The 26,438-nt window shown below is 70.2% G+C and carries 22 protein-coding genes and 2 pseudogenes; 14 read left to right on the top strand and 10 right to left on the bottom strand.

The features are described 5' to 3' along the window. Positions 1-102 precede the first annotated feature (102 nt). Positions 103-1,371, top strand: a complete 1,269-nt coding sequence (locus ACZ4XJ_RS14660; protein ID WP_468496367.1) for an MFS transporter — start codon at positions 103-105, stop codon at positions 1,369-1,371. Between the two features lie 109 nt (positions 1,372-1,480). On the opposite strand, the gene ACZ4XJ_RS14665 is transcribed toward ACZ4XJ_RS14660, so the two are convergent. Then, positions 1,481-2,932 (bottom strand): CCA tRNA nucleotidyltransferase, encoded by a 1,452-nt coding sequence (locus ACZ4XJ_RS14665; protein ID WP_468496368.1) that lies wholly within the window; start codon positions 2,930-2,932, stop codon positions 1,481-1,483. A gap of 185 nt (positions 2,933-3,117) precedes the next feature. On the opposite strand from ACZ4XJ_RS14665, the gene ACZ4XJ_RS14670 reads away from it, so the two are divergent. The 7 genes from ACZ4XJ_RS14670 (at position 3,118) to trxA (ending at position 12,739) form a co-directional block, all read left to right on the top strand. Continuing rightward, positions 3,118-5,385, top strand: coding sequence for a DUF6049 family protein (locus tag ACZ4XJ_RS14670; protein ID WP_362875125.1), 2,268 nt, complete (start codon positions 3,118-3,120; stop codon positions 5,383-5,385). A gap of 46 nt (positions 5,386-5,431) precedes the next feature. Then, entirely contained in the window at positions 5,432-7,609 is a 2,178-nt protein-coding gene (gene murJ, locus ACZ4XJ_RS14675) for a murein biosynthesis integral membrane protein MurJ (RefSeq protein WP_468496369.1), read from the top strand. A 126-nt stretch (positions 7,610-7,735) separates the two neighbouring features. Further along, on the top strand, positions 7,736-9,460 hold the full coding sequence (locus tag ACZ4XJ_RS14680; RefSeq protein ID WP_362875127.1) for a protein kinase family protein: 1,725 nt from the start codon (positions 7,736-7,738) through the stop codon (positions 9,458-9,460). A gap of 24 nt (positions 9,461-9,484) precedes the next feature. Next, positions 9,485-10,180: an RNA polymerase sigma factor SigM gene (gene sigM, locus ACZ4XJ_RS14685; RefSeq protein ID WP_468496370.1), complete on the top strand. Its 696-nt coding sequence runs from the start codon at positions 9,485-9,487 to the stop codon at positions 10,178-10,180. Further along, complete coding sequence (locus ACZ4XJ_RS14690) at positions 10,177-11,259, top strand: anti-sigma factor (RefSeq protein WP_468496371.1); 1,083 nt, start codon at positions 10,177-10,179, stop codon at positions 11,257-11,259. Before sigM ends, ACZ4XJ_RS14690 begins: the two co-directional genes overlap by 4 nt. 124 nt (positions 11,260-11,383) lie before the next feature. Further along, positions 11,384-12,343, top strand: coding sequence for a thioredoxin-disulfide reductase (gene trxB / locus ACZ4XJ_RS14695; RefSeq protein ID WP_468496372.1), 960 nt, complete (start codon positions 11,384-11,386; stop codon positions 12,341-12,343). A gap of 51 nt (positions 12,344-12,394) precedes the next feature. Next, entirely contained in the window at positions 12,395-12,739 is a 345-nt protein-coding gene (gene trxA / locus ACZ4XJ_RS14700; protein WP_362875131.1) for a thioredoxin, read from the top strand. A gap of 72 nt (positions 12,740-12,811) precedes the next feature. Here trxA and ACZ4XJ_RS14705 read toward each other — a convergent pair whose 3' ends face one another. The 9 genes from ACZ4XJ_RS14705 to rpmH form a co-directional block, all read right to left on the bottom strand. Beyond that, the gene (locus ACZ4XJ_RS14705; RefSeq protein ID WP_362875132.1) at positions 12,812-13,429 is read right to left on the bottom strand and encodes a GNAT family N-acetyltransferase; all 618 of its coding nucleotides are present in this window, start codon (positions 13,427-13,429) and stop codon (positions 12,812-12,814) included. A 173-nt stretch (positions 13,430-13,602) separates the two neighbouring features. Next, a complete protein-coding gene (locus ACZ4XJ_RS14710) occupies positions 13,603-14,703 on the bottom strand; it encodes a ParB/RepB/Spo0J family partition protein (RefSeq protein WP_468496373.1) in 1,101 nt (366 codons plus the stop codon). Continuing rightward, positions 14,700-15,797: a ParA family protein gene (locus tag ACZ4XJ_RS14715; protein ID WP_468496374.1), complete on the bottom strand. Its 1,098-nt coding sequence runs from the start codon at positions 15,795-15,797 to the stop codon at positions 14,700-14,702. The genes ACZ4XJ_RS14710 and ACZ4XJ_RS14715 overlap by 4 nt, the downstream gene beginning before the upstream one ends. Positions 15,798-16,073: 276 nt before the next feature. After that, positions 16,074-16,790 carry a 16S rRNA (guanine(527)-N(7))-methyltransferase RsmG gene (gene rsmG, locus ACZ4XJ_RS14720; protein ID WP_362875135.1) on the bottom strand — a complete coding sequence of 239 codons (717 nt, stop codon included), beginning with the start codon at positions 16,788-16,790 and terminating at the stop codon, positions 16,074-16,076. Between the two features lie 116 nt (positions 16,791-16,906). Continuing rightward, positions 16,907-17,419 (bottom strand): Jag family protein, encoded by a 513-nt coding sequence (locus ACZ4XJ_RS14725; protein ID WP_362875136.1) that lies wholly within the window; start codon positions 17,417-17,419, stop codon positions 16,907-16,909. Positions 17,420-17,434: 15 nt separating this feature from the next. Continuing rightward, positions 17,435-18,541 (bottom strand): membrane protein insertase YidC, encoded by a 1,107-nt coding sequence (gene yidC / locus ACZ4XJ_RS14730; RefSeq protein WP_362875137.1) that lies wholly within the window; start codon positions 18,539-18,541, stop codon positions 17,435-17,437. Positions 18,542-18,544: 3 nt separating this feature from the next. Then, positions 18,545-18,826 carry a membrane protein insertion efficiency factor YidD gene (yidD, locus tag ACZ4XJ_RS14735; RefSeq protein WP_383987261.1) on the bottom strand — a complete coding sequence of 94 codons (282 nt, stop codon included), beginning with the start codon at positions 18,824-18,826 and terminating at the stop codon, positions 18,545-18,547. Then, positions 18,823-19,197 carry a ribonuclease P protein component gene (gene rnpA / locus ACZ4XJ_RS14740; RefSeq protein ID WP_362875138.1) on the bottom strand — a complete coding sequence of 125 codons (375 nt, stop codon included), beginning with the start codon at positions 19,195-19,197 and terminating at the stop codon, positions 18,823-18,825. Before rnpA ends, yidD begins: the two co-directional genes overlap by 4 nt. A 21-nt stretch (positions 19,198-19,218) precedes the next feature. Then, on the bottom strand, positions 19,219-19,356 hold the full coding sequence (gene rpmH, locus ACZ4XJ_RS14745; RefSeq protein WP_008741645.1) for a 50S ribosomal protein L34: 138 nt from the start codon (positions 19,354-19,356) through the stop codon (positions 19,219-19,221). Between the two features lie 358 nt (positions 19,357-19,714). On the opposite strand from rpmH, the pseudogene dnaA (ACZ4XJ_RS14750) reads away from it, so the two are divergent. From dnaA (ACZ4XJ_RS14750) to ACZ4XJ_RS14775, 6 genes and pseudogenes are all read left to right on the top strand, one after another. After that, a pseudogene (gene dnaA / locus ACZ4XJ_RS14750) lies at positions 19,715-20,239 on the top strand (chromosomal replication initiator protein DnaA); the annotation flags it as partial. A 162-nt stretch (positions 20,240-20,401) separates the two neighbouring features. Next, positions 20,402-21,505 (top strand): annotated as a pseudogene (gene dnaA, locus ACZ4XJ_RS14755) (chromosomal replication initiator protein DnaA); the annotation flags it as partial. A gap of 863 nt (positions 21,506-22,368) precedes the next feature. After that, positions 22,369-23,499: a DNA polymerase III subunit beta gene (gene dnaN, locus ACZ4XJ_RS14760; RefSeq protein ID WP_362875140.1), complete on the top strand. Its 1,131-nt coding sequence runs from the start codon at positions 22,369-22,371 to the stop codon at positions 23,497-23,499. A gap of 222 nt (positions 23,500-23,721) precedes the next feature. Beyond that, the gene (gene gnd, locus ACZ4XJ_RS14765) at positions 23,722-24,597 is read left to right on the top strand and encodes a phosphogluconate dehydrogenase (NAD(+)-dependent, decarboxylating) (RefSeq protein ID WP_383987256.1); all 876 of its coding nucleotides are present in this window, start codon (positions 23,722-23,724) and stop codon (positions 24,595-24,597) included. Positions 24,598-24,675: 78 nt separating this feature from the next. Continuing rightward, a complete protein-coding gene (recF, locus tag ACZ4XJ_RS14770; RefSeq protein ID WP_362875141.1) occupies positions 24,676-25,812 on the top strand; it encodes a DNA replication/repair protein RecF in 1,137 nt (378 codons plus the stop codon). Continuing rightward, positions 25,809-26,336, top strand: coding sequence for a DciA family protein (locus ACZ4XJ_RS14775; RefSeq protein ID WP_362875142.1), 528 nt, complete (start codon positions 25,809-25,811; stop codon positions 26,334-26,336). The genes recF and ACZ4XJ_RS14775 overlap by 4 nt, the downstream gene beginning before the upstream one ends. Positions 26,337-26,438 lie beyond the last annotated feature (102 nt).

Consider the following 26,438-nt stretch of genomic DNA (forward strand, 5'->3'; position numbering starts at 1 on the left):
ACACCCACGTGTCCTGCGGACACCTGGTCTTCGACTGCTCTTCCGCCGAGGGTCCCCGGACAATGTGTCCGGGGACCCTCGGCGTGTGTGACCCTTGCCCTCATGCCTGTCGTACGTGACCTGCGCGTACTCCTGCGCCTGAGGGACTTCCGCAACCTGCTCGCCGTTCGGCTGCTCTCGCAGGCCGCCGACGGTGTCTACCAGGTCGCGCTCGCGACCTACGTGGTCTTCTCACCGGAGAAGCAGACCTCGCCCGCGGCCGTCGCCTCGGCCATGGCGGTGCTCCTGCTGCCGTATTCGGTGATCGGTCCCTTCGCCGGGGTGCTGCTGGACAGGTGGCGCCGTCGCCAGGTCTTCCTCTACGGCAACCTGCTGCGGGCCTTCCTCGCCTGTGTGACCGGCATGCTGATCGTCGCTCAGGTACCCGACTGGCTCTTCTACGCCTCGGCCCTGTCCGTCACCGCGGTGAACCGCTTCGTGCTGGCCGGCCTCGCCGCCTCGCTACCCCGCGTCGTGGGACCCGCCGAACTGGTCACGGCCAACGCCCTTTCCCCGACCGCCGGAACCCTCGCGGCCGTGGGCGGGGGCGGCCTCGCCTTCCTCGTCCGGCTCCTGGCCTCCGACAGCAACGCCCTCGTCGTGCTGCTCGGCGCCGGGCTCTACCTGTGTGCGGCCCTGGCCTCCTTGCGCCTCGCCGTGGATCTGCTCGGACCCGACCACCCACCCGGCCGAAGTCACCCGTCACTTGCCGAGGGCGCTGCCCTCACCGTGCGGGGCATGGCCGGGGGGCTCAGGCACCTCGCCGAACGGCGCGACGCCGCCTTGGCCCTCACCGCGATGACGCTCATGCGCTTTTGCTACGGGGCCCTCACCGTCACGCTGCTGATGCTCTGCCGGTACGCCTGGTCGGACAACGAGGCCGACGGCTTGGCCCTGTTGGGCATCGCCGTCGGGGTCTCGGGGGCCGGGTTCTTCGTCGCCGCCGTCATCACGCCCTGGCTGGTGGCCCGGCTGGGAACCCTGGGGTGCATCACGGTCTGCGCCGCCGGTGCGGCCGTCCTCGTCCCCGCGCTCGGACTCTTCTTCGCCCCCGGCCCGATGCTCGTCGCCGCGTTCGTCCTCGGCTTCGCCACGCAGGGCGCCAAGATCTCCACCGACACGGTCGTGCAGTCCCAGGTGGACGACGCGTTCCGCGGGCGGGTCTTCTCCGTCTACGACGTACTGTTCAACGTGGCGTTCGTCGGAGCGGCCGCCGTGGCCTCGCTCATGCTCCCGGCCGACGGTCGCTCGATCACCCTCATCGTCACCGTGTCCCTGCTCTACGCCGCCACGGCCGTGCTCCTGCAACGCCGAGGGCGGTGTTTCACGTGAAACACCGCCCTCGTCCCGCCGTCCTAGCCCGCCGTTTCACGTGAAACGGATCCGGTGTTTCACGTGAAACAGCGAGCGCGTTTCACGTGAAACACCGGCGGGACTCCTCTCAGCCCTGCGCGTCCTGAGTGGCCCACCACTCCTTGAGGGCTGCCACCGCCGCCTCGCGGTCCATCGGGCCGTTCTCCAGCCTGAGCTCCAGCAGGAAGGCGTAGGCCTTGCCCACGACCGGTCCGGGGCCGACCTCCAGTACCTGCTGGATCTCGTTGCCGTCCAGGTCGGGCCGGATCGCGTCCAGCTGCTCCTGCTCCTGGAGCTGCGCGATGCGCTCCTCCAGTCCGTCGTAGGTGCGCGACAGGGCATTGGCCTTGCGCTTGTTGCGCGTGGTGCAGTCCGAGCGGGTCAGTTTGTGCAGCCGACCGAGCAGCGGGCCCGCGTCACGGACGTAGCGCCGCACCGCGGAGTCGGTCCACTCGCCGTCCCCGTAGCCGTGGAAGCGCAGGTGCAGCTCCACCAGCCGGGACACGTCCTTGATCATGTCGTTGGAGTACTTCAGCGCGGTCATGCGCTTCTTGGTCATCTTCGCGCCCACCACCTCGTGGTGGTGGAAGGAAACCCGGCCGTCGCTCTCGAAGCGGCGGGTGCGGGGCTTGCCGATGTCGTGCAGCAGGGCCGCCAGGCGCAGCACCAGGTCGGGGCCGTCCTCCTCCAGCGCGATCGCCTGTTCCAGCACGATCAGGGAGTGGTCGTAGACGTCCTTGTGCCGGTGGTGCTCGTCGCTCTCCAGCCGCAGCGCGGGCAGCTCGGGCAACACGCGGTCCGCGAGACCGGTGTCCACGAGCAGTCCCAGCCCCTTGCGGGGGTGGGCCGACAGCAGCAGCTTGTTCAGTTCGCCCTGCACCCGCTCCGCCGAGACGATCTCGATCCGGTCGGACATCGCCTTCATCGCCGCGACCACCTCGGGTGCGACCTCGAAGTCCAGCTGCGCGGCGAACCGGGCGGCGCGCAGCATCCGCAGCGGGTCGTCGGAGAAGGAGTCCTCCGGGGTGCCGGGCGTGCGCAGCACGCCCGCGGCCAGGTCCTCCAAGCCGCCGTGCGGGTCGACGAACTCCTGCTCCGGCAGGGCCAGGGCCATGGCGTTGACCGTGAAGTCGCGGCGGACCAGGTCCTCCTCGATCGAGTCGCCGTAGGAGACCTCGGGCTTGCGGGAGGTGCGGTCGTACGCCTCGGAGCGGTACGTCGTCACCTCGATCTGGAAGCCCTGCTTCTGTGCCCCGACCGTGCCGAAGGCGATGCCGACGTCCCAGAGGGAGTCGGCCCACGGCCGGATGATCTTCAGGACGTCCTCGGGACGCGCGTCCGTGGTGAAGTCGAGGTCATTGCCGAGACGCCCGAGCAGCGCATCGCGGACGGACCCGCCGACCAGGGCGAGGCGGAAGCCCGCCTGCTGGAACCGGCGGCCGAGCTCGTCGGCGACAGGAGCGACCCGCAGCAGTTCACTGACCGCGCGGCGCTGCACCTGATTCAGGGCACTGGGGGTGTCTTCATTGGCATTCGGCACAACAGAAAAGGGTACGTGGCCCGCCCGGCACGGGCTCCCTCGTTTTACGGCACCCCGGCGCCGGGGTGCCCGAGGGCCGCCCCCGATCATGTGGAGCAAGGCGCGGCACTCGCGCACAGCGCGCCTCGTTACCATGCGTGGACGCAGAAACGACGACCACTGACACTTCGAGGACGGGCGAGCGCGTGGCCGAGGCGGCAGAAATCCAGGGGGGAACTCCCACCCCTGCCCGGCGCCGCTGGCTGCGGCGGGCGGTGGTCCTGCTCGCCGGGACGCCGGTGCTGGCCGCTCTCATCTACGCTCCCGCCCCGCCGGCGCAGGCCGCCGACGGCTCGGTCGACGTCCAGCTGGACGAGGTGAGCCCCAGCGCTCCCGTCAAGAGCGACACGCTGACGATCTCCGGCACCGTGGTCAACAACAGCTCCGAGACGATCAAGGGCGCCCACGTCGGGCTGCGGGTCGGACCGATGGTGAGTGACCGGTCGGCCATCGACGAGGTCGCGGAACGCAAGGGTTTCCGGCCGGGTGTGGATCCCGGGGAGATCGACAGCGCCTTCGCCGTGAAGCTCGACTCGCTCCCCTCCAAGGTCGGCAAGCCGTTCTCCATCAAGGTGCCGGTCAACAAGCTGGAGCTGGGCGCGGACGGCGTCTACCAGCTCGGGGTCTCCGTATCCGGGACGACCGACAGCCGGCCCGCCGAGCGGGTCCTCGGCATCCAGCGGACCTTCCTCCCCTGGCAGCCGGACCCCGCCGCGAAGCGCTCCTCGCTCACCTACGTGTGGCCGCTGATCTCCACGACCCGCGTCACGGCGGAGAGCGGCTCGGACGAACTGCAGACCCCGGTGTTCCTCGACGACTCCCTCGCCCAGGAGCTGGCGGCGGGCGGCCGGCTGGAACGGATGGTCGCGCTGGGCAAGGACCTGCCCGTCACCTGGGTCATCGACCCCGACCTGCTGACCACCGTCGACGCCATGACCAAGGGCTACCGGGTCCGCAGCCCCGAACCCGGCGGCAAGCCCGTCCAGGGCAAGAACAAGGCCGTGGCCGAGCGCTGGCTGAGCGACCTGGAGAACGCCGTCCAGGGCAAGAAGGTCGTCGCGCTGCCGTTCGCCGACCCGGACATCGCCTCCCTGGCCCACCACGGCAAGGACGTCTCGGGAACCCTCGGCCAACTGCGACCCGCCACCGACAAGGCGAAGCAGGCCGTCGAGACGGTGCTGCACGTCACCCCGTCCACCGACTTCTCCTGGCCCGTGGAAGGCGCGATCGACCCCGCGATCGTGAACGTCGCCACCTCGGCCGGAGCCCACAACGTCCTTACGCGCAGCGACAGCCTCCAGGAGAGCGGTGCCCTCGGCTACACGCCCTCGGCCGCCCGACCCATCGGCGCCGGCACCACGGCCGTGGTCGCCGACGCCGAGCTGTCCACCGCCTTCGGCGGCGACATGTCCCATGCCGCGAACTCCACGCTCGCCGTGCAGCAGTTCCTCGCGCACAGCCTCGCGCTGAACCTGCACAACGGCGACGAGCCCCGCAGCTACGTGGTCGCGCCCCAGCGCATGCCCACCGTCAGCCAGGCCGACTCGATGGCCCTCGCGCTGCGCGGCCTCCAGGGCGCCCGCTGGAGCCAGCCCTCCGATCTGGAGGCGGCGGCCGCCGCCAAGCCCGACCCGGGCGCCTCGACCCAGGTGCCGGGCGCCGGTCAGTACCCCGAGTCCCTGAGCAAGCAGGAACTCCCGGTGTCGGCCTTCGAGAAGATCCGCACCACCCAGAACACCCTGGACCACTTCAAGGTCATCCTCACGGCGCCGGACCGGGTCGAGATCCCCTTCGGCAACACGACCAACCGGGAGATGTCCACGTCTTGGCGGGGCCGCCCCGAGGAGGGCCGCCTCTACCGGGAGGAGGTCCAGCAATACCTGATCGGGCTCACCGAGAAGGTCAAGGTCATCCCCAAGTCCGACGCGACCCTGTCCGGGCACAGCGCGACGATCCCCGTCAGCGTGCAGAACAGCCTCGTCCAGGACGTGCACAACCTCGTGCTCCGCGTGAAGTCCGCCAACCCCACCCGCCTGATGTTCGACGACAGCGGGGAGGCGCAGCAGGAGGTGAACGTCCAGGGCGGGCACAGCCAGACGGTGAAGTTCATCGCCAACGCCACCGCGAGCGGGCCCGTCGAAGTCACCGCGCAGCTCTTCACCAAGGACGGCGTGCCGTACGGCAAGGAGCGCACCTTCACCGTCGATGCGACGGAGATCACGCCCACGGTCATGCTGGTCATGGCGGGCGGCGTGCTGTTGCTGGTCCTCGCAGGCATCAAGATGTACGCGAGCCGCAAGCGTGTCGCGGCCCGCACGGCCGCGGAGGAGAGCACGCAGCCGAGTGACGAGTCCCCGGACACCGGACCGCAAAGCGCCGAGGGGTCCGGCCCGAGTGAGACAGTGGACCGTTGAGCGATGCCGTGGCCGGTCGGCCTGGGGACGATGAGGTGGGGTTGCGATGAACGCGCCGTACGACGGTGACCGCGCGCAGGGCGCTGGTGGGCAAACGCCCTCCCAGGGCACTGCGCCGGGCACTCCCGTGCCCGGGCAGGTTCCGGCGCCCGGGCCCGCGCCGGACCACGACCCCTACGTCCAGGACGCCTACGCCTACGACCCGTACCGGGCGCAGGACCTGTCGGCGCAGGATCCGGTCGCCGAGGTCATGTACGACCGGGCGTCCCACCCGCCGCCGCCCCCCGGCACCTACCAGGAAGCGGCCCCGCTCTACGCGGCTCCGCAGGCGCCCTCCCACGGCCCCGACCCGCGCGTCTGGGCCCAGACGCCGCCGCCCGAGCCGGACGGCCCCTCGCGTCACCTGCCGTACGGGGACCACGCCACCACCACGCAGTTCGTCGGCGTGGACTCCTTGGTGACGGGGGCGGCCGAGGACCCGCCGGAGCCGGACGCCTTCGCCCACCTGTACCGGGACCAGCAGGCGGCCCCCCGCACCCCGGTCGAGGAGGCCCCGGTGGCCGCCCCGGCCCCCACCAAGCCCGCCGGGCGCGCTTCCAGCCTGCTCAAGTCGAGCGCGCTGATGGCCGCGGGCACGATCGTGTCCCGCCTCACCGGCTTCGCCCGCACCCTGGTGATCGCCGGCGCCATCGGTGTCGCCGTCCTCAACGACTCCTACCAGGTCGCCAACACCCTGCCGACGATGATCTACGTGCTCGTCGGCGGCGGCGCCCTCAACGCGGTCTTCATCCCCCAGCTCGTCCGGGCCATGAAGAACGACGACGACGGCGGCGAGGCCTACGCCAACCGGCTGCTGACCCTCGTCGTGGTCCTGCTGGGCGCGGTCACCACCGTCTGCGTCCTGGCCGCCCCGCTGTTGATCGGGATGATGTCGCAGGACATCGCGGACAACCCGGAGCGGCTCGACGTGGCCGTGGCCTTCGCCCGCTACTGCCTGCCCACCATGTTCTTCATGGGCGTGCACGTGGTCCTCGGTCAGATCCTCAACGCGCGCGGCCGGTTCGGCGCCATGATGTGGACCCCGGTCCTCAACAACATCGTCGTCATCGCCACCTTCGGCGCCTTCATCTGGGCCTTCGGCGGCTTCACCTCCACGGGCATGACGGAGGGGAGCATCACGCCCGAGGGCGTCCGGCTGCTCGGCATCGGCACCCTGCTGGGCCTGGTCGTCCAGTCCCTCGCGATGCTGCCCTACCTCCGCGACGCCGGGTTCAAGCCGCGCCTGCGCTTCGACTGGAAGGGCCACGGCCTCGGGAAGGCCGCGGGCCTCGCCAAGTGGACCTTCTTCTTCGTGCTCGTCAACCAGCTCGGCCTGATCGTCGTCACCCAGCTCGCCACCACGGCCGGATCGCTCGCCGGTACGCAGGGCCACGGCGGTACCGGTATCACCGCCTACAACTACGCCCTGCTGCTGTGGCAGATGCCGCAGGCCATCATCACCGTCTCCGTCATGACGGCCGTCCTGCCCCGCATCTCCCGCTCCGCGCACGACGGTGACGCCGCCGCGGTCCGTGACGACATCTCCTACGGCCTGCGCACCTCGGCCGTCGCGATCGTGCCCTGCGCCTTCGCGTTCCTCGCGCTCGGCGTCCCGATGGCCACCCTGCTGTACGCCGGGTCCGGCGCGGACGACGCCCGCAACATCGGCTTCGTCCTCATGGCCTTCGGTCTGGGCCTGATCCCGTACTCCGTCCAGTACGTCGTCCTGCGCGGCTTCTACGCCTACGAGGACACCCGGACCCCCTTCTTCAACACGGTCATCGTGGCCGCCGTCAACGCCGGCGCCTCCACCATCGCCTTCTTCGTCCTCCCCGCCCGCTGGGCCGTCGTCGGCATGGCCGCCGCCTACGGACTGGGCTACGCGGTGGGCGTCGGTGTCGCCTGGCGCCGACTCAAGAACCGTCTCGGCGGCGACCTCGACGGCGCCCACGTCATGCGCACCTACACGCGGCTCATCGGGGCCTGCGTGCCGGCCGCCGTCGTCGCGGGTGGTGTGGCCTACGGGGTCACCCAGTGGCTGGGCAGCGGAGTCGTCGGTTCCCTCGCCGCTCTCGTCGCCGGCACCATCGCGCTGGGCGCGGTGTTCCTGATCGCCGCCAAGCGGATGCGGATCGAAGAGCTCAACTCCATGGTCGGGATGGTCCGTGGACGTCTGGGGCGCTGATGCGGACGCCCACCGCAGGACCCGACCTCCCTGGCGTGTCGTGCAGAGCGCCGGACTGTGGGCACAATTGGCATGGCTTCGCGGACTGGCCGACAGCGCGTAACGGATGGGGAGGCGGGGACGACGGTGGCGGAACGTAGCACGGCTGCCGTCGACGTGGCCGACAACAGCGGCGACGAGCCGCTGGTCGCAGGAGCGGCCAAGGCCACGGCCGACGGGGTGGACACCCAGAACGGACGAGCCGCGGACGGACCCATGCCCGACAAGGACGGCGAACGCACGCACGCGGCCCCCGTGGCCGCGCCGGAACTCCACAGCGGCCACAAGCTCGCCAGACGCTACCGCCTGGAGGAGTGCGTCACCCGTCTGGACGGATTCAGCAGCTGGCGCGCGATGGACGAGAAGCTCCGTCGTGCCGTCGGCGTTCACCTGCTGCCCGCCGACCACCCGAGGGCCCGTACGGTGCTGGCCGCCGCCCGCTCCTCCGCCCTGCTCGGCGACCCCCGGTTCGTCCAGGTCCTCGACGCCGTGGAGGAGAACGACCTCGTCTACGTCGTCCACGAGTGGCTGCCCGACGCCACCGAACTCACCGCCATCCTCGCGGCCGGACCGCTGGAGTCCCACGAGGCCTACCAGCTCGTCAGCCAGGTCTCCCAGGCCATGACCGCCGCCCACCGCGAAGGGCTGGCCCACCTGCGGCTGACGCCCAGCGCGATACTGCGCACCTCCACGGGCCAGTACCGCATCCGCGGCCTCGCGGTGAACGCCGCGCTGCGCGGCATCACCAGCGAGACCCCGCAGCGCGCGGACACGGAGGCCATCGGCGCGCTGCTGTACGCCGCGCTCACCCAGCGCTGGCCGTACGAGACGGACGCCTACGGCCTCGCCGGCCTGCCCAAGGGCGTGGGCCTGATCGCCCCCGACCAGGTCCGCGCCGGAGTCCACCGCGGCCTCGGCGAGCTCGCCATGCGCGCCCTCGCCAACGACGGGGCCACCGCGTCCCGTCAGGAACCCGCCTGCACCACGCCGGAGGAACTGTCCAGGGCCGTCACCGCGATGCCGCGCATCCGGCCGCCGGAGCCGGCCTTCACGGCACCCCCGGAGTACCAGCACACCACGTACCAGCAGGGCAGTTACGGTCGGCCCCTGGCGCCCGGCGGCCCCGCCGCCCAGGTCGCGGCGATTCCGCCGCCGCCGCTGCAGAGCCGTACCGGCCGGGCCCTGAAGTGGGGCGTCGCCGCCCTGTTGATCGCCGCACTCGGCCTGGGCAGCTGGCAGCTCGCCGACTCGCTCCTGGAGCACCGCAACCAGGGCAACGGCAACAACGGCAACCAGCAACAGCAGCAGTCCAACGACGACGCACCGGTCAAGAAGGCCCCCGTACCGCTCTCGATCAAGGACGCCGCGGAGTACTACCCCGACGGGAATCCGCAGAACTCCGACGGCGTCGCCAAGACGTACGACGGTGACGCCTCCTCGTACTGGCGGACCAAGAGCTTCTTCGAGGGCCCGAAGCTGACGATCAAGAGCGGCGTCGGCATCGTCTACGACCTCGGGGCCGAGCGCGAGGTGAACGAGGCGTCGATAGGGCTGCGGTTCACGGGTGAGCACACCACCTTGGCGCTGTACGCGGCCGACTCCCTGGACCCGGACCTGAAGACGACCGTCGCGCCCGCCAAGAAGATGGCGGGCACCACGGCGAAGGAGCGGAACGTGCGCCTGACCGTCGAGAAGCCGGTGAAGTCGCGCTACGTACTGCTGTGGATCACCGCCATGCCCGAGGCTCCCGTCGACGCCTTCAGTAGCGCCGGCTACAAGCAGGGCATCACGGATGTGAAGTTCACGGGCTGACGGACGGCAGGGGAGGGCTCACCGTTGGACCACGCCACGACCGGCGACCACAGCGACCAGGAACTTCTGACGCTGCACGTCGCCGGTGATCCCGACGCCTTCGGTGAGCTCGTACGCCGCCACCGCGACCGGCTGTGGGCCGTGGCCCTGCGCACCCTCGGCGACCGCGAGGAGGCCGCCGACGCCGTGCAGGACGCCCTCGTCTCCGCCTACCGGGCCGCCCACACCTTCCGCGGGGATTCGGCCGTCACCACCTGGCTGCACCGCATCACCGTCAACGCCTGTCTCGACCGGGCCCGTAAGGCCGCCTCCCGCCGAACGTCCCCCCTCAACGACCCGGACCGCCTGGAGCGGCTCCTGGAGCCCCACGAGTCCGCCGAGGCTCCCGCGGAGCGCCAGGACCTCCACCGGCAGCTGCTGGCCGCTCTCGGCACCCTCCCGGCCGATCAGCGGGCCGCCCTCGTCCTCGTGGACATGCAGGGATACCCCGTCGCCGAAGCCGCCCGGATCCTGGACGTCCCCACCGGGACCGTGAAGAGCCGGTGCGCGCGCGGCCGGGCGAAACTCGTCCCGATGCTCACTCATCTGCGCACGAATGCCGCGGATAACAGCACCTCGGAGCGGGGAAGGAACCGGACGCCGGGGACGCCCGTCCCACCAGCGGCAGAACCCCGGGACCCAGACCCAGACGCTGTGAAGGGCGGAGGTGGACGACCGTGAGCCCCACGACCGGAACGATCCGGCACCCGGAGGTCTCGGAGATCTCCGACCTGACCGAAGGACTGCTCGCCCCGTCGCGCGGCGCCGAAGTGCGCCGCCATCTCGGGGAGTGCTCCCTGTGCGCGGATGTCCTGGCCTCGCTCCAGGAGATCCGGGGCCTCCTCGGCACCCTTCCGGGGCCGCCGAGGATGCCCGCCGCCATCGCCGGCCGGATCGACGCGGCCCTCGCCGCCGAAGCGCTGCTCGACTCGACCGGCACACGCACGGCTTCCACCGCCCCCGCGCCGGCCTCCGACCGTGCCCACGCGGATGCCGACGTTTCACGTGAAACACCGAGCGATCACACACCGAGTGATGGGGAGCAGGGCGCTGGGGCGCCGACCGCCGGGGTGTCGACCGGCGTTTCACGTGAAACATCGCCCGAAGGCTCCGACCGCACCACGGGCCGAGGTGCGTCCAGCCACCCCTCGGGTCACCCGTCCGGCTCCACCGGACCAGGGCGCCGCCGGGCCCGTCGCCGCATCGCGGTGCTCGCGGGGCTGGCCGGGGCAGCCGCCTGCGTGCTGGCCGTCTTCCTCGTCGACGGGCTGACCGGAAGCACCTCCCACGACTCCGCCACCGCCGTTCGCGGTGACTCCTCGGCCGCCGCGGAGCGTACGCCGGGCGCGGGGTACACCGCGCAGGGCCTCCAGGACAGCGTCCGCCGGCTCCTGGCCGCCGGAGACACCGGCACCACCGGGAACAACGCGAAGACGGGCGACGCCGTGGAGTCCCCGCCGGCTGCGACCAACAAGACGATGGGGTTGGAGAACATCCCCGCGCCGGCCCCCTCCGACCGCCGGGGCGCCGCGGAAGCGAACCCCGTACCGCCCTGTGTCCAGCAGTCCACCGGCCGCGTCGACGCCCCGCTCGCCACCGACCGTGGCACCTACGAGGGCACGGACGTCTACCTCGTCGTTCTGCCGCACCCCGGCGACCCGGCCCTCGTGGACGCGTACGTGGTGCCGGCCGCCTGCGCGGACTCCGCCACGAAAGCTCCGGGAACGCCGCTCCTGACGCGCACCTATCCCCGCGGCTGACCTGTTCCGGTTCCTTACTGGACAAGCGGGGAATGCGCGCGCCGTAGGATCCGTTGGGTGGGGTGAGAGTCCGCACCGGCCCCCGGTAGGCAACACGCAGTCCGCAGAGACGAGGAAAGAACCCGTGAGCGACGTACGAAACGTGATCATCATCGGCTCCGGGCCGGCCGGTTACACGGCCGCCCTGTACACCGCACGCGCTTCGCTCAACCCCCTGGTCTTCGAAGGCGCCGTCACCGCCGGCGGCGCGCTCATGAACACGACCGAGGTCGAGAACTTCCCCGGCTTCCGGGACGGGATCATGGGCCCGGACCTCATGGACAACATGCGTGACCAGGCCGAGCGCTTCGGCGCGGAGCTCATCCCCGACGACATCGTCTCCGTGGACCTCACCGGTGAGATCAAGACGGTCACCGACACCGCCGGTGCGGTGCACCGCGCCAAGGCCGTCATCGTCACCACCGGTTCGCAGCACCGCAAGCTGGGTCTGCCCAACGAGGACGCCCTCTCCGGGCGCGGGGTCTCCTGGTGCGCCACCTGTGACGGATTCTTCTTCAAGGACCAGGACATCGCCGTGGTCGGCGGTGGCGACACCGCGATGGAGGAGGCCACCTTCCTCTCCCGCTTCGCCAAGTCGGTCACCATCGTCCATCGTCGCGACAGCCTGCGTGCCTCCAAGACCATGCAGGACCGCGCCTTCGCCGACCCGAAGATCAAGTTCGCCTGGGACAGCGAGGTCGCGGAGATCCACGGCGAGCAGAAGCTCTCCGGGCTCACGCTGCGCAACACCAAGACCGGTGAGACCTCCGAGCTCCCCGTGACCGGCCTCTTCATCGCCGTCGGCCACGACCCGCGGACCGAGCTCTTCACCGGCCAGCTGGACCTGGACGACGAGGGCTACCTCAAGGTGGCCGCGCCCTCCACCCGTACGAACGTCACCGGTGTCTTCGGTGCCGGCGACGTGGTGGACCACACCTACCGTCAGGCGATCACCGCGGCCGGCACCGGCTGCTCCGCCGCTCTCGACGCGGAGCGCTTCCTGGCCGCCCTCTCGGACTCCGAGCACGCGCACGCGGCCGTCTGACCCGCTGTTCCCTCCCCACACCCCACACCCCGCAGGAAGAAGGAGCCCGCTGTGGCCGGCAACCTGAAGAACGTGACCGACGCCGACTTCGACACCGTCGTCCTCGCCAGCGAGAAGCCCGTGCTGGTGGACTTCTGGGCCGAGTGGTGCGGTCCGTGCCGCCAGATCGCGCCCTCGCTCGAGGCCATTGCCGCCGAGTACGGCGATCAGATCGAGATCGTCAAGCTCAACATCGACCAGAACCCGGCCACGGCCGCCAAGTACGGGGTCATGTCCATCCCGACCCTGAACGTCTACCAGGCGGGCGAGGTCGCCAAGACCATCGTCGGCGCCAAGCCGAAGGCCGCCATCCTGCGCGACCTCTCGGACTTCGTCGAGGTCAAGGCCGCCGGCTGATCCAGCGGTGTTTCACGTGAAACGGGGCCGCCCCCTCAAGGGGCGGCCCCGTTTCACATGTTCAGGTCGTACTCACAACGGACGCAGCGCCGGCTCCTTGCGCGCTCCGCCGAGCAGACGGTCCAGAGCCAGCTCCACGTCTTCCTTCCAGGACAAGGTCGTTCGCAGTTCCAGGCGCAGCCTCGGGTGCGCGGGATGGGGACGGACCGTCTTGAAGCCCACGGCGAGCAGATGGTCGGCGGGCAGCAGGCACGCGGGCCGCTCCCACCGCGCGTCGCCGAATGCCTCGATCGCCTTGAAGCCTCGACGCAGCAGGTCCTTGGCGACCGTCTGAACCATCACCCGGCCCAGGCCCTGGCCCTGGTAACCCGGCATGATCCATGCCGTGATCAGTTGCACCGCGTCCGGGGACACCGGACTCGTCGGGAACGAGGCAGCCCGCGGCACGTAGGCCGGCGGGGCGTAGAGGACGAAGCCCACCGGAACCTCGTCCACGTAGACCACCCGGCCGCAGGAACCCCAGTCCAGCAGAACGGCGGAGATCCAGGCCTCCTTCTGAACCTCCGACGTACCCGCCTTGACCGCGGCCCCACCGCTGACGGGATCCAGCTCCCAGAACACGCAGTTCCGGCAACGGTTGGGCAGGTCCTGGAGGTTGTCCAGGGTGAGCGGTACCAGCCGACGACCCATGACGGCATCGTATCCACAGCCCCCGCGCCCCTCACGTGCGGACGGCTCCCGGTGGCCACCGAATGGCGTCGCTGCGCAAAACGGGGCTGGAAACGGGGGCCGAAATCAGGCGCTGACGCGCGGGCGGGCCGCACCGGCTCACGCCGGCACGGCCCGTCCCTCGGCCATCCGGGCTACTCCCCCGATGGCCCCTGCTCCAGGACCCGTCCCTCACCGGGCGCCAGGGTGCCCAGAATCCGCTCCAGGTCCTCCATGGACGCGAACTCGACGGTGATCTTGCCCTTCTTCTGACCCAGGTCGACCTTCACCCGGGTCTCGAACCGGTCCGAGAGGCGCGTCGCCAGTTCGCTGAGCGCCGGCGCCACCCGGGCGCCGGCCCGCGGGCCCTTCGGCTTCGCCGGGCCGGAAGGCTCCGAGCCCATCAGGAACACGATCTCCTCGACCGTGCGGACCGAGAGGCCCTCTTCCACGATCCTGGTCGCCAGCAGCTCCTGCTGCTCGGCGTCCTCCACCGGCAGCAGCGCTCGCGCGTGTCCCGCCGACAGCACGCCCGCCGCCACCTTGAGCCGAACCTTGGGCGGCAGCCTCAGCAGCCGCAGCGTGTTCGAGACCTGGGGACGCGAGCGCCCGATCCGGTCCGCCAGCTGGTCGTGGGTGCACTTGAAGTCGTGCAATAGCTGGTCGTACGCCTCCGCCTCCTCCAAGGGGTTCAGCTGTGCCCGGTGCAGGTTCTCCAGGAGGGCGTCCAACAGGAGCTTGTCGTCCTCGGTCGCCCGGATGATCGCGGGGATCCGCTCCAGTCCGGCCTCCTTGCAAGCCCGCAGGCGCCGCTCACCCATGATCAGCTCATAGGCGTCGGGACCCGACTGCCGGACGACCACCGGCTGGAGGAGCCCCACCTCCTGGATGGAGGTCACCAGTTCCGCCAAGGCGTCCTCGTCGAACACCTCGCGCGGCTGGCGCGGGTTGGGCTGGATCCGCTCCAGAGGCAGCTCGGCGAACATCGCCACCGCCGCTCCGCCGGTCTCCGGCTCCGTGGACTCGGCGGCGCTCGCCGCCACCCGATCCACGGCCGTCTCCGGCTCCGGTGTTTCACGTGAAACAGCCGCCTGCGACAGCGAAGCCAGCTTCGCCGCGGCGATGCCCCGCTCCGATGTCAGCACCGGCATCGCCGACGGAGACGTCGAACCGGCGCCGACCGGCGTCTTCTCCTGCGGAGCAGCCGGGATCAGCGCTGCGAGCCCCCGCCCCAGCCCCCTACGTCGCTCACTCACTGGATCCCCTCCGCCATACTCTGCGTACTGTTGGCGCCCGCGCCCGCATGGGCGTTCAGGCCGTCGTAATGGATTCCGGCACCGCGCAGGGCGATCTCCCGCGCCGCCTCCAGGTAGGAGAGCGCGCCGCTGGAACCCGGGTCGTACGTGAGCACGGTCTGGCCGTAACTCGGGGCCTCCGAGATGCGCACCGAGCGCGGAATGCTCGTGCGCAGCACCTCCTTGCCGAAGTGCGTGCGCACCTCCTCCGCCACCTGCGAGGCCAGCCGCGTCCTGCCGTCGTACATCGTCAGCAGGATGGTCGACACGTGCAGCGTCGGGTTCAGGTGCGAGCGCACCAGGTCGACGTTGCGCAGCAGCTGACCGAGACCTTCCAGCGCGTAGTACTCGCACTGGATCGGGATCAGCACCTCCGCACCCGCGACCATGGCGTTGACGGTCAGCAGGCCCAGGGAGGGCGGGCAGTCGATCAGGATGTAGTCGAGCGGCTGCTCGTACGCCTGGATCGCCCGCTGGAGCCGGCTCTCGCGGGCCACCAGCGAAACCAGCTCGATCTCCGCGCCGGCCAGGTCGATCGTGGCGGGGGCACAGAAGAGACCCTCCACGTCGACCACGGGCTGCACGACTTCCATGAGCGGACGGCTGTCCACCAGGACGTCGTAGATCGACGGGACCTCGGCGTGGTGGTCGATGCCCAGTGCCGTGGACGCGTTGCCCTGCGGGTCCAGGTCGATCACCAGGACCCGGGCACCGTGCAGGGCCAGCGAGGCGGCCAGATTCACGGTGGTCGTGGTCTTGCCCACGCCGCCCTTCTGGTTGGCCACCACCATGACGCGGGTGTCCGCGGGCCGTGGCAGCGCCGCGCTGGAGCGTCCCAGGCCCTCGATGTCCACGTGCGCGGCGCGGCCGATGGGGCTCTCGCTGATGTCGTCGTTGTCGACGAGGGGCGGTGGCGATGTTTCACGTGAAACATCGCTTGGCGATGCAGAGCGGGGACCTGGGACCGGATCGGTCATCGGCCCCGCGAGGTTGGCGTCGGACCGCACGGTGTCACTCTCCTCGGCAGCGGGCTCGCGATGAACAGAGCCTGCCATGTCACCGGGGTCGCGAACCAGCGGGGCCCGTACTCCTGTGGATGAATCCACCGTTGTGGACAACTCCGTACCCCCCGTGTCCTTGCGGGAACGGGGGGCGGCAGCCGCACGGCCGCGGCTGATGATTCCGTGCAGCAGAGAGCGACGTTTCACGTGAAACACGATGCCCGGACAGGGTCTTCAGGCCGTCACGACACTCCGCAATCCCGACCTATAGGGCCCAACACGCCCGAAATCCCCGACCGCGCCCCCCTGATGGAAGGGCCTTGGCAACACTCAGCGGCGCCGGCGCGTCCTGCTCGTCCGCGCGGCCTTGGCCCGCTTGGCCGCGAACCTCACCCCGCCCGGGCTTTCTCCGACCTCGACGCGCACGACCGTGGACAGGGGATCCACGATGCCCTCGCCGACGTGGAGCACCGAGGTCTTCACCACGCCGAGCTTGGCCAGCGCGACCTTGGCCGCCACCAGCTCCTCATCCGCCGTGTCGCCCTTGAGCGCCAGCATCTCGCCGTACGGACGCAGCAGCGGAACGCCCCAGCCCGCCAGGCGGTCCAGGGGCGCCACCGCGCGGGCCGTCACCACGTGCACCGGCTGGACCTTGCCGAGCATCTCCTCGGCCCGTCCGCGCACCACCGTCACGTGGTCCAGCCCCAGCAGCTCCACGGCTTCCTGGAGGAAGTTCGTGCGGCGGAGCAGGGGCTCCAACAGGGTGATCTTGAGGTCCCGGCGGACCAGGGCGAGCGGGATGCCGGGCAGACCCGCGCCCGAGCCCACGTCGCAGACGGTGACGCCCTCGGGCACCACCTCCGACAGGACCGCGCAGTTCAGCAGGTGCCGCTCCCACAACCGGGGCACCTCCCGCGGTCCGATCAGACCGCGCTGAACTCCTGCGTCCGCCAGCAGCTCCGCATACCGCACAGCTTCCGGGAAAAACTCACCGAACACCGCGCGCGCCTCTTCAGGCGCCGGGGGAAGCTCAGCTGCCTCCGTCACGGGGACCGTCCTTCCGTACAGAACCGCTCACGCCAAAACCGTGTCGTTCAACTGTCAGGCTTACAAACATCGGCCCCGCCTGCGACACAGACGGGGCCGACCACATGATGTTCCGGTCAGGCCGGGAGCACAACGACGAAGCGCTGCGGCTCCTCGCCCTCGGACTCGCTCTTGAGACCGGCGGCCGCCACGGCGTCGTGGACGACCTTGCGCTCGAACGGGGTCATCGGAGCCAACTTCAGCGGCTCGCCCGATCCCTTCACGTCCGCCGCGGCCTGGGCACCCAGGGCCGTGAGCTCCTCGCGTTTCTTCGCCCGGAAGCCGGCGATGTCCAGCATCAGCCGGCTCCGGTCCCCGGTCTCCCGGTGCACGGCCAGGCGCGTCAGCTCCTGCAGAGCCTCCAGGACCTCGCCGTCGCGGCCCACGAGCTTCTGCAGGTCGCGGCCGGAGGAGTCACTGACGATGGAGACGGCGGCCCGGTCGGCCTCGACGTCCATGTCGATGTCGCCGTCCAGGTCGGCGATGTCCAGCAGACCCTCAAGGTAGTCGGCCGCGATCTCACCCTCCTGCTCCAGGCGGGTCAGGGTGTCGCCACTCTCAGCGGCGGCGGTGGTGGTGCCTTCCGTCACGGGAGGGACTCCTTCTTACTTCTTGGAGGGCTTGCTGGGGGGCGTCTGACGCTTCGCCTTCGTCTGCCGCTTCGGCTGCTGCCGCTTGGTCGCGACACCGCCGCTCGCCGCATCCGCGTCCGCGGTGGCCTCAGTACTCGTGATCACGGAGCCGTCCGCCTGCGCGGCCATGCCCTGCTTGGTGAGCGCGGTGATGAACTTCCGCTCGTTGTCGTTGCGCTCCGGGCCCTTGGCCACGATCGCCGCGACGATCTTCTTCTTGCTCCGGCCCCTGACGGCGCCGTGCGCACTGACCCGCTTCAGCAGACGGGTCAGGTACTCGTCCTGCGCCTTGCTGCCCGGCGTCGGGTTCTGGTTGATCACGTACATCTGCTGGCCCATGGTCCACACGTTCGTGGTCAGCCAGTAGACGAGGACACCGACGGGGAAGTTGATGCCCATGACCGCGAAGATCACCGGGAAGATGTACATGAGCATCTTCTGCTGCTGCATGAACGGCGTCTTGACCGAGAGGTCGACGTTCTTCTGCATCAGCTGGCGCTGCGTGTAGAACTGCGACAGCGACATCATGATGATCATGACCGCTGTGACGATGCGCACATCGGTGATCGAGGCGTCCAGGCCGGCGACCTTCTCGGCGCTGTCCATGAACTTCGCGGCCAGCGGGGCACCGAAGATGTGCGCCTGGCGGGCGCTCGCCAGCAGCGGACCGTCGATGTAGCCGATCTCTTTGCCGTTGGCGATGCTCGCCAGCACGTGGTACAGCGCGAAGAAGAACGGGGACTGCGCCAGGATGGGAAGGCACGAGGAGAGCGGGTTGGTGCCCGTCTCCTTGTACAGCTTCATCATCTCTTCGGACTGACGCTGCTTGTCGTTCTTGTAGCGCTCCTGGATCGCCTTCATCTTCGGCTGGAGCGCCTGCATGCCACGGGTCGCCTTGATCTGCTTCACGAAGAGCGGGATCAGGCAGATACGGATCAGGACCACCAGGGACACGATGGACAGGCCCCAGGCCCACCCACTGTCCGGACCGAAGATCGCGCCGTACAGCGAGTGGAACTGCACGATGATCCACGACACGGGTGTGGTGATAAAGCTGAACAGACTGGCAATCGTGTCCACTAATCAGGCTCCTTGAGCATTGCGAGATCTACGCAACGCACTGCGCAGCTGCTCGTGCCAACGCGGGCGTTTCCGGGGTGGGACATGATCCACACCACCCGGGGACCACGGATTGCACCGCAGGATCCGCCAGGCGGTCAGAACCGTCCCCTTCACCGCACCATGCCGGTCGATGGCCGCGAACCCGTAGTGCGAGCACGAGGGGTAATAGCGGCACACCGGCCCGAGCAGCGGACTGATCGTCCACTGGTACAGCTTGATCAAAGCGAGCAGCGGGTACTTCATCGAGCGACGCCTCCCAGCAGCCGCGCCAAGGCGGCGTCCAGGTCGCGGGCCAGCTCGTCATGGCCGGCATCGCCCGATCCGGGCAGGGCCCGCACTACCACCAGGCTACCGGCGGGCAGCTGGGCCAGCCGATCGCGGACAAGATGGCGCAGACGACGCTTCACCCGGTTACGGACGACCGCGACGCCGACGGCCTTGCTGACGACGAAACCCGCACGCGGCGAGGGATGGATCTCCCCCGGCGCGTGCGGGTCCGTTGCACCGCTTGTTCTTAGGTGGACGACGAGGAGCGGGCGTCCTGCCCGCCGACCCCGGCGCACCGCGCTCGCGAAGTCCTCACGCCGCCTCAGCCGATTTTCGGGAGACAGCACGACGTCACGACCTGCGCGTTGTTACGCGGAAAGGGCGGCGCGGCCCTTGCCACGACGGTTCGCGAGGATCGCGCGACCGGCACGGGTACGCATCCGCAGGCGGAAGCCGTGGGTCTTGGCACGACGGCGGTTGTTCGGCTGGAAGGTGCGCTTGCTCACTCGGGGGCTCCAGAGAATGAATCGTTATGGCGGTACATCGCCTGGCTGTCACCGTGCGCCCACGAGGAACTCGCGTGTTCGCCCGAGTGGACACCGCTAAATGATCACTGACGTGACCTTCGCCCATCGGTAGGCAGGCGGCAGCAGCCATCGACAATTCGACCTCGTCACGGTACGCGCGGCTACGCCATCCGGTCAAACCGAGCTCGTCTGACGCACACTGTGCACAGGCTGTGGACAACGACTTGAACCGTGGCCATCGGCCTGACTACCGTTGCCCGATCCCTGTTTTTTGTCCCGACCGTCCCAAAGAACCACACCTTCGTGGGACGGGACCCCCTGTGAGAGAGCGTGCTCTGTGGCTGACGTACCCGCCGATCTTGCCGCAGTGTGGCCACGCGTGCTCGAGAAGCTGCTCGGCGAGGGTCAGCAAGGCATCGAGCCCAAGGACAAGCAGTGGGTCGAACGATGCCAGCCGCTGGCCCTGGTCGCCGACACCGCGTTGCTCGCCGTCCCCAACGAGTGGGGCAAGCGCGTCCTCGAAGGCCGCCTCGCCCCGCTGATCAGCGACGCGCTGAGCCGTGAGTGCGGCCGGCCCATCCGCATCGCCATCACCGTCGACGACTCCGCGGGCGAGCCCGCGCCGTCCTCCCCGCCCTCCGGGCAGCGCGAGGGCTACGAGCCGTACGGCGGCCAGCGCCCCGGCGGTCACACCGGTCACACCGGCCCGGGCGACGACCTCCCCACCGCCCGCCCCGCCTATCCGGACTACCAGCAGCAGCGGCCGGAGCCCGGCGCCTGGCCCCGCGGCGGTCAGCAGGACGACTACGGCTGGCAGCAGCAGCGGCTCGGCGGCTTCCCCGAGCGCGACCCGTACGCCTCCCCCCAGCCGGGCTACCTCCAGCAGCCCGAACCCGGCGGCTACGACCAGGGCTCCTACGAGCAGTCCAAGTACGGGGACCAGTCCTCCTACGAACAGCAGAAGTACGAACAGCAGAAGTACGGGAACCAGAAGTACGAGAGCCAGCAGTACGAGCAGCCCTCGCCGCGCCCGGCGCCCGGCCGCCCCGCGCCGCCGCCGTCCCCGTCCGGCGGGTCCACGGGGCCGCTGGAGCCGACCGCACGACTGAACCCGAAGTACCTCTTCGACACCTTCGTCATCGGGGCCTCCAACCGCTTCGCGCACGCCGCCGCGGTGGCCGTCGCCGAGGCGCCCGCGAAGGCGTACAACCCGCTCTTCATCTACGGGGAGTCGGGCCTCGGCAAGACGCACCTGCTGCACGCCATCGGGCACTACGCGCGGAGCCTCTACCCCGGCACCCGGGTGCGGTACGTGAGCTCGGAGGAGTTCACCAACGAGTTCATCAACTCCATCCGCGACGGCAAGGGCGACGCCTTCCGCAAGCGCTACCGCGAGATGGACATCCTGCTGGTCGACGACATCCAGTTCCTCGCGAGCAAGGAGTCGACGCAGGAGGAGTTCTTCCACACCTTCAATACGCTGCACAACGCCAACAAGCAGATCGTGCTGTCCTCGGACCGGCCGCCCAAGCAGCTCGTCACCCTTGAGGACCGGCTCCGCAACCGCTTCGAGTGGGGTCTGATCACCGACGTCCAGCCGCCCGAGCTGGAGACCCGCATCGCGATCCTGCGCAAGAAGGCCGTCCAGGAGCAGCTCAACGCCCCGCCGGAGGTACTGGAGTTCATCGCCTCCCGCATCTCGCGCAACATCCGCGAGCTGGAGGGGGCGCTGATCCGGGTGACGGCGTTCGCGAGCCTCAACCGGCAGCCGGTCGACCTCGGGCTGACCGAGGACGTGCTCAAGAACCTGATCCCGGGCGGCGAGGACAGCGCGCCCGAGATCACCGCCTCCGACATCATGGCCGCCACCGCCGACTACTTCGGGCTGACCGTGGACGACCTGTGCGGCTCCTCCCGGAGCCGGGTGCTGGTCACCGCGCGGCAGATCGCCATGTACCTGTGCCGGGAGCTGACGGACCTGTCGCTGCCCAAGATCGGGGCCCAGTTCGGCGGTCGGGACCACACCACCGTCATGCACGCGGACCGCAAGATCCGGGCCCTGATGGCGGAACGACGGTCCATCTACAACCAGGTCACGGAGCTCACCAACCGCATCAAGAACGCCTGACGCGGGCTCCGGGCAGCCGTGCCGGGCCCTTCACACGCGAGAACAGGGGCGCTTCCGGGCCGAACCGGGGGCGCCCTTTTCCGATCGCGCGCCCCTGCTCTGTTCGAATACGCCCCCTGCAGAGCAACTCATCCACAGATTGGCCGACTTTCTTCCGTCCACAGCCTGAGGACAGTTTCCGCCGCCCACAATCTGTCCACAGGACCGCAGGTTGAGGGCCCATCAGGGCAGGTCAGCCACCTGTGGAATTGTGCGCAAGCCCGATCCACAGCCTGTGGACAAAAAATTCATCCACAGGCTCATCCACGGCTTCGTCCACCGCCGGCCCACAGGTTCCCGCACCCTGTGCACAGGTTCCCCAGGGTTCTCCACACCGTTGTCCACTGTTCGGCAACGCGGCACCTCCCGTCACCGCCCCGAGTGAAAGCGGTCACACGGACGTCGACGTTTGGGCTGTGGAGTACTGGGGAAAAGCTGGGGACGCACCTGTGGAGTAGTGAGGGTCGTCTGGGGACGGCCTGTGCAGAAGTTTTCGTTCTCCACAGGGACACCGTGTTGTCCACCGGTGCCGCCCACAGGGTGTGGGGATAAAAAACCGGGGTTGACCTGGGGAAACGGGCTTATCCACCGTTTCCACAGGCCCTACTACTACCCCCATGGAGAGTTAGCCCGGTTTCGGTTTTCAAGCAGGTCCTGTGCACAACTCGTCGATCGAGCTCGCCGCCGCCTCGTCCCCGACTTGACCGCCGGCCGCACCGACTGTCGGCGCCGTACGTCAGACTGGTCCCCGGCAACCGGTCGAGGCACCGACGAGCCGACGACGAGGCCGGCAGACGAGCGAGCAACAGCAGGAGGCGGTTCCGGTGAAGATCCGGGTGGAGCGCGACGTACTCGCAGAGGCGGTGGCCTGGGCTGCCCGCAGCCTCCCGGCCCGGCCGCCGGTGCCGGTACTCGCGGGCCTGCTGCTGAAGGCCGAGGAGGGAAAGCTGTCCCTCTCCGGCTTCGACTACGAGGTCTCGGCCCGGGTCTCCGTCGAGGCCGACGTCGAGGAGGACGGCACCGTCCTGGTGTCCGGCCGCCTGCTCGCCGACATCTGCCGTGCCCTGCCGAACCGGCCGGTGGAGATTTCCACAGACGGTGTACGGGCGACCGTGGTCTGCGGCTCCTCGCGGTTCACCCTCCACACCCTGCCCGTGGAGGAGTACCCGGCGCTGCCGCAGATGCCGACCGCGACCGGCACCGTGCCCGGTGAGGTCTTCGCCTCCGCCGCCGCCCAGGTCGCCATCGCCGCCGGTCGTGACGACACGCTGCCCGTGCTGACCGGTGTCCGCATCGAGATCGAGGGCGACCGCGTCACCCTCGCCTCCACCGACCGCTACCGCTTCGCGGTCCGCGAGTTCCTGTGGAAGCCGGAGAACCCGGACGCCTCCGCCGTGGCCCTGGTGCCCGCGAAGACCCTCCTGGACACCGCCAAGTCCCTCACCAGTGGCGACACCGTCACGCTGGCGCTCTCGGGCTCCGGCGCGGGCGAGGGCCTCATCGGCTTCGAGGGCGCCGGCCGCCGCACCACCACCCGGCTGCTCGAAGGCGACCTGCCGAAGTACCGCACCCTCTTCCCGACGGAGTTCAACTCCATCGCGGTGATCGAGACCGCCCCGTTCGTCGAGGCCGTCAAGCGCGTCGCCCTCGTCGCCGAGCGCAACACCCCGGTCCGGCTGAGCTTCGAGCAGGGCGTGCTGATCCTCGAAGCCGGCTCCAGCGACGACGCACAGGCTGTGGAGCGCGTCGACGCGAAGCTGGACGGCGACGACATCTCGATCGCCTTCAACCCGACCTTCCTGCTGGACGGCCTCAGCGCGATCGACTCGCCGGTCGCGCAGCTGAGCTTCACCACCTCGACCAAGCCGGCGCTGCTCAGCGGCCGCCCCGCGGTCGACGCGGAGGCCGACGAGGCCTACAAGTACCTGATCATGCCGGTGCGCCTGTCCGGCTGACGTCGTGCCCTTCGGGCCCGTTCCCGCAGGCCGCGGGGCCGGGCCCGACGGCGTCCACAGGACGGGCTCCGGGGAGTCCAGAACGCCTGGGAACTCCCTGGACGGACGCCACGGCCCGTGGGGCCGCCGTGCACGCCCCGGCGTAGGCTCGGATCCGGTGGGTGACCCGGTGCGCCGGGGAGCCTGCGGCAACGACGGCCACAACGCGTAAGGAACCAGTTGATGGAGCTTGGTCTCGTCGGTCTCGGCAAGATGGGCGGCAACATGCGCGAGCGCATCCGCCGCGCAGGCCACACCGTCATCGGATACGACCGCAACCCGGACCTCGCGGATGTCCACACCCTGCGGGAACTTGTGGACAGCCTGCAGGCCCCCCGCGTGGTGTGGGTGATGGTCCCCGCCGGTGCGGCGACCCAGTCCACCGTCGACGAGCTGGGCGAGCTGCTCTCGCCCGGCGACATCGTCGTGGACGGCGGCAACTCGCGCTGGACGGACGACGAGAAGCACGCCGAGGAGCTGAAGGCCAAGGGCATCGGCTTCGTCGACTGCGGCGTCTCCGGCGGCGTCTGGGGCCTGGAGAACGGCTACGCGCTCATGTACGGCGGCGACGAGAAGCACGTCGCGGCCGTCCAGCCGGTGTTCGACGCCCTCAAGCCCGAAGGTGACTTCGGCGCCGTGCACGCGGGCAAGGTCGGCGCGGGCCACTTCGCGAAGATGGTCCACAACGGCATCGAGTACGCCATGATGCAGGCCTACGCCGAGGGCTGGGAGCTCCTGGAGAAGGTCGACTCGGTCACCGACGTCCGCGAGGTGTTCCGGTCCTGGCAGGAGGGCACGGTCATCCGTTCCTGGCTGCTGGACCTCGCCGTCAACGCGCTGGACGAGGACGAGCACCTGGAGCAGCTGCGCGGTTTCGCGCAGGACTCGGGCGAGGGCCGCTGGACGGTCGAGGCGGCCATCGACAACGCGGTGCCGCTGCCGGCGATCACCGCCTCGCTGTTCGCGCGGTTCGCGTCCCGCCAGGACGACTCCCCGCAGATGAAGATGATCGCCGCGCTGCGCAACCAGTTCGGCGGCCACGCGGTCGAGAAGAAGTAGCACCACCAGCACCCGTACCGAAGAGCACCAAGAGCACGAACAGCACTACAGCAGGAAGCCGGGGGAGGTCGGCGCATCATGCACGTATCGCATCTCTCCCTGGCAGATTTCCGCTCGTACGCCCGGGCCGAGGTACCCCTCGGTCCGGGCGTCACGGCTTTCGTGGGTCCCAACGGGCAGGGCAAGACGAACCTCGTCGAGGCCATCGGCTACCTCGCCACGCTCGGCAGCCACCGGGTCTCCTCGGACGCGCCCCTCGTCCGGATGGGCGCGGAACGCGCCGTCATCCGGGCCGCCGTCACCCAGGGCGAGCGGCAACAGCTCGTGGAGCTGGAGCTGAACCCGGGCCGCGCCAACCGCGCCCGCATCAACCGGTCCTCGCAGGTCAGGCCCCGGGACGTGCTGGGAATCGTACGGACCGTGCTGTTCGCCCCCGAGGACCTCGCGCTGGTCAAGGGCGACCCCGGCGAGCGCCGCCGGTTCCTGGACGACCTGGTCACCGCCCGGTCGCCGCGGATGGCGGCCGTCCGCTCCGACTACGAGCGGGTGCTCAAACAGCGCAACACCCTCCTGAAATCCGCGGCGATGGCCCGCCGGCACGGCGGCCGCTCCATGGACCTGTCCACCCTCGACGTGTGGGACCAGCACCTGGCCCGCGTCGGCGCGGAGCTGCTGGCCCAGCGGCTCGACCTGATCGGGACGCTGCTGCCGCTCGCCGACAAGGCCTACGAACAGCTCGCGCCCGGCGGCGGCCCCCTCGGGCTGAGCTACAGGTCCTCGGCCGGCGAACCCGTCGACAGCGGCGACGCGCGCACCCGCGAGGCGCTCCACGAGGTCCTGCTGGCCGCGCTGACCGGGGTCCGCAAGCAGGAGATCGAGCGCGGCGTCACCCTCGTGGGCCCGCACCGCGACGACGTCCTGCTGCGCCTCGGCGAGCTGCCCGCCAAGGGCTACGCCAGCCACGGCGAGTCCTGGTCGTACGCGCTGGCGCTGCGGCTGGCCTCCTACGAGCTGCTGCGCTCGGAGGGCGCCGAGCCGGTGCTGGTCCTCGACGACGTGTTCGCGGAGCTGGACACCCGGCGCCGCGAGCGGCTCGCGGAGCTGGTCGCTCCCGGCGAGCAGGTCCTGGTGACGGCGGCGGTGGACGACGACGTGCCGTCGGTCCTGACGGGGACCCGCTTCGCGGTCTCCGGCGGCGAGGTGACCCGACTGTGAACGCCGGCGGGCAGGAGGAGCGCAGGACCCCGGAACCCTCCGGGGTCGACCTGGCGCGCCAGGCCCTCGCCGCCGCCCGGGAGCAGGCCCGGGCCCGGGGCAACGCGGTCAGCGGCAAGAAGCGCCCGTACCAACCCGGGCTGCGCTCGGGCGCCCGGGCGGACGGTCGGGACCCGATGCCGCTGATGGCCGCGCTGGACCGGCTGCGCACGGAGCGCGGCTGGGAGATGCCGATGGCGGTGGCCGGGGTGATGGAGCGCTGGCCCGAGATCGTCGGCCCGGAGATCGCGGCGCACTGCGTGCCGGAGCGCTACGAGGACCGCGAGCTGGCCGTGCGCTGCGATTCCTCGGCGTGGGCGGCACAGCTGAAGCTGTTGGCCCCGCAGCTGGTGGCGCGGCTCAACGGTGACCTCGGTCAGGGCACCGTCCGGTTGATCAAGGTGCAGGGGCCGGCCGGCCGGCCGAAGGGGTACGGACCCTGGCGCAGCCCGGGCAGTCGGGGCCCGGGCGACACGTACGGGTGAGCCGGCGCCGCGGGGCGCCTCCCGCCCGCCCCTCCCCGAAGCCGTCGTTCCCTTGGGAGCGACGGCTTCCGGCCTGCCGCGGCCCGGCCGCGGCGGGGCCGG

The organism is Streptomyces sp. NPDC029836 (assembly GCF_055574495.1).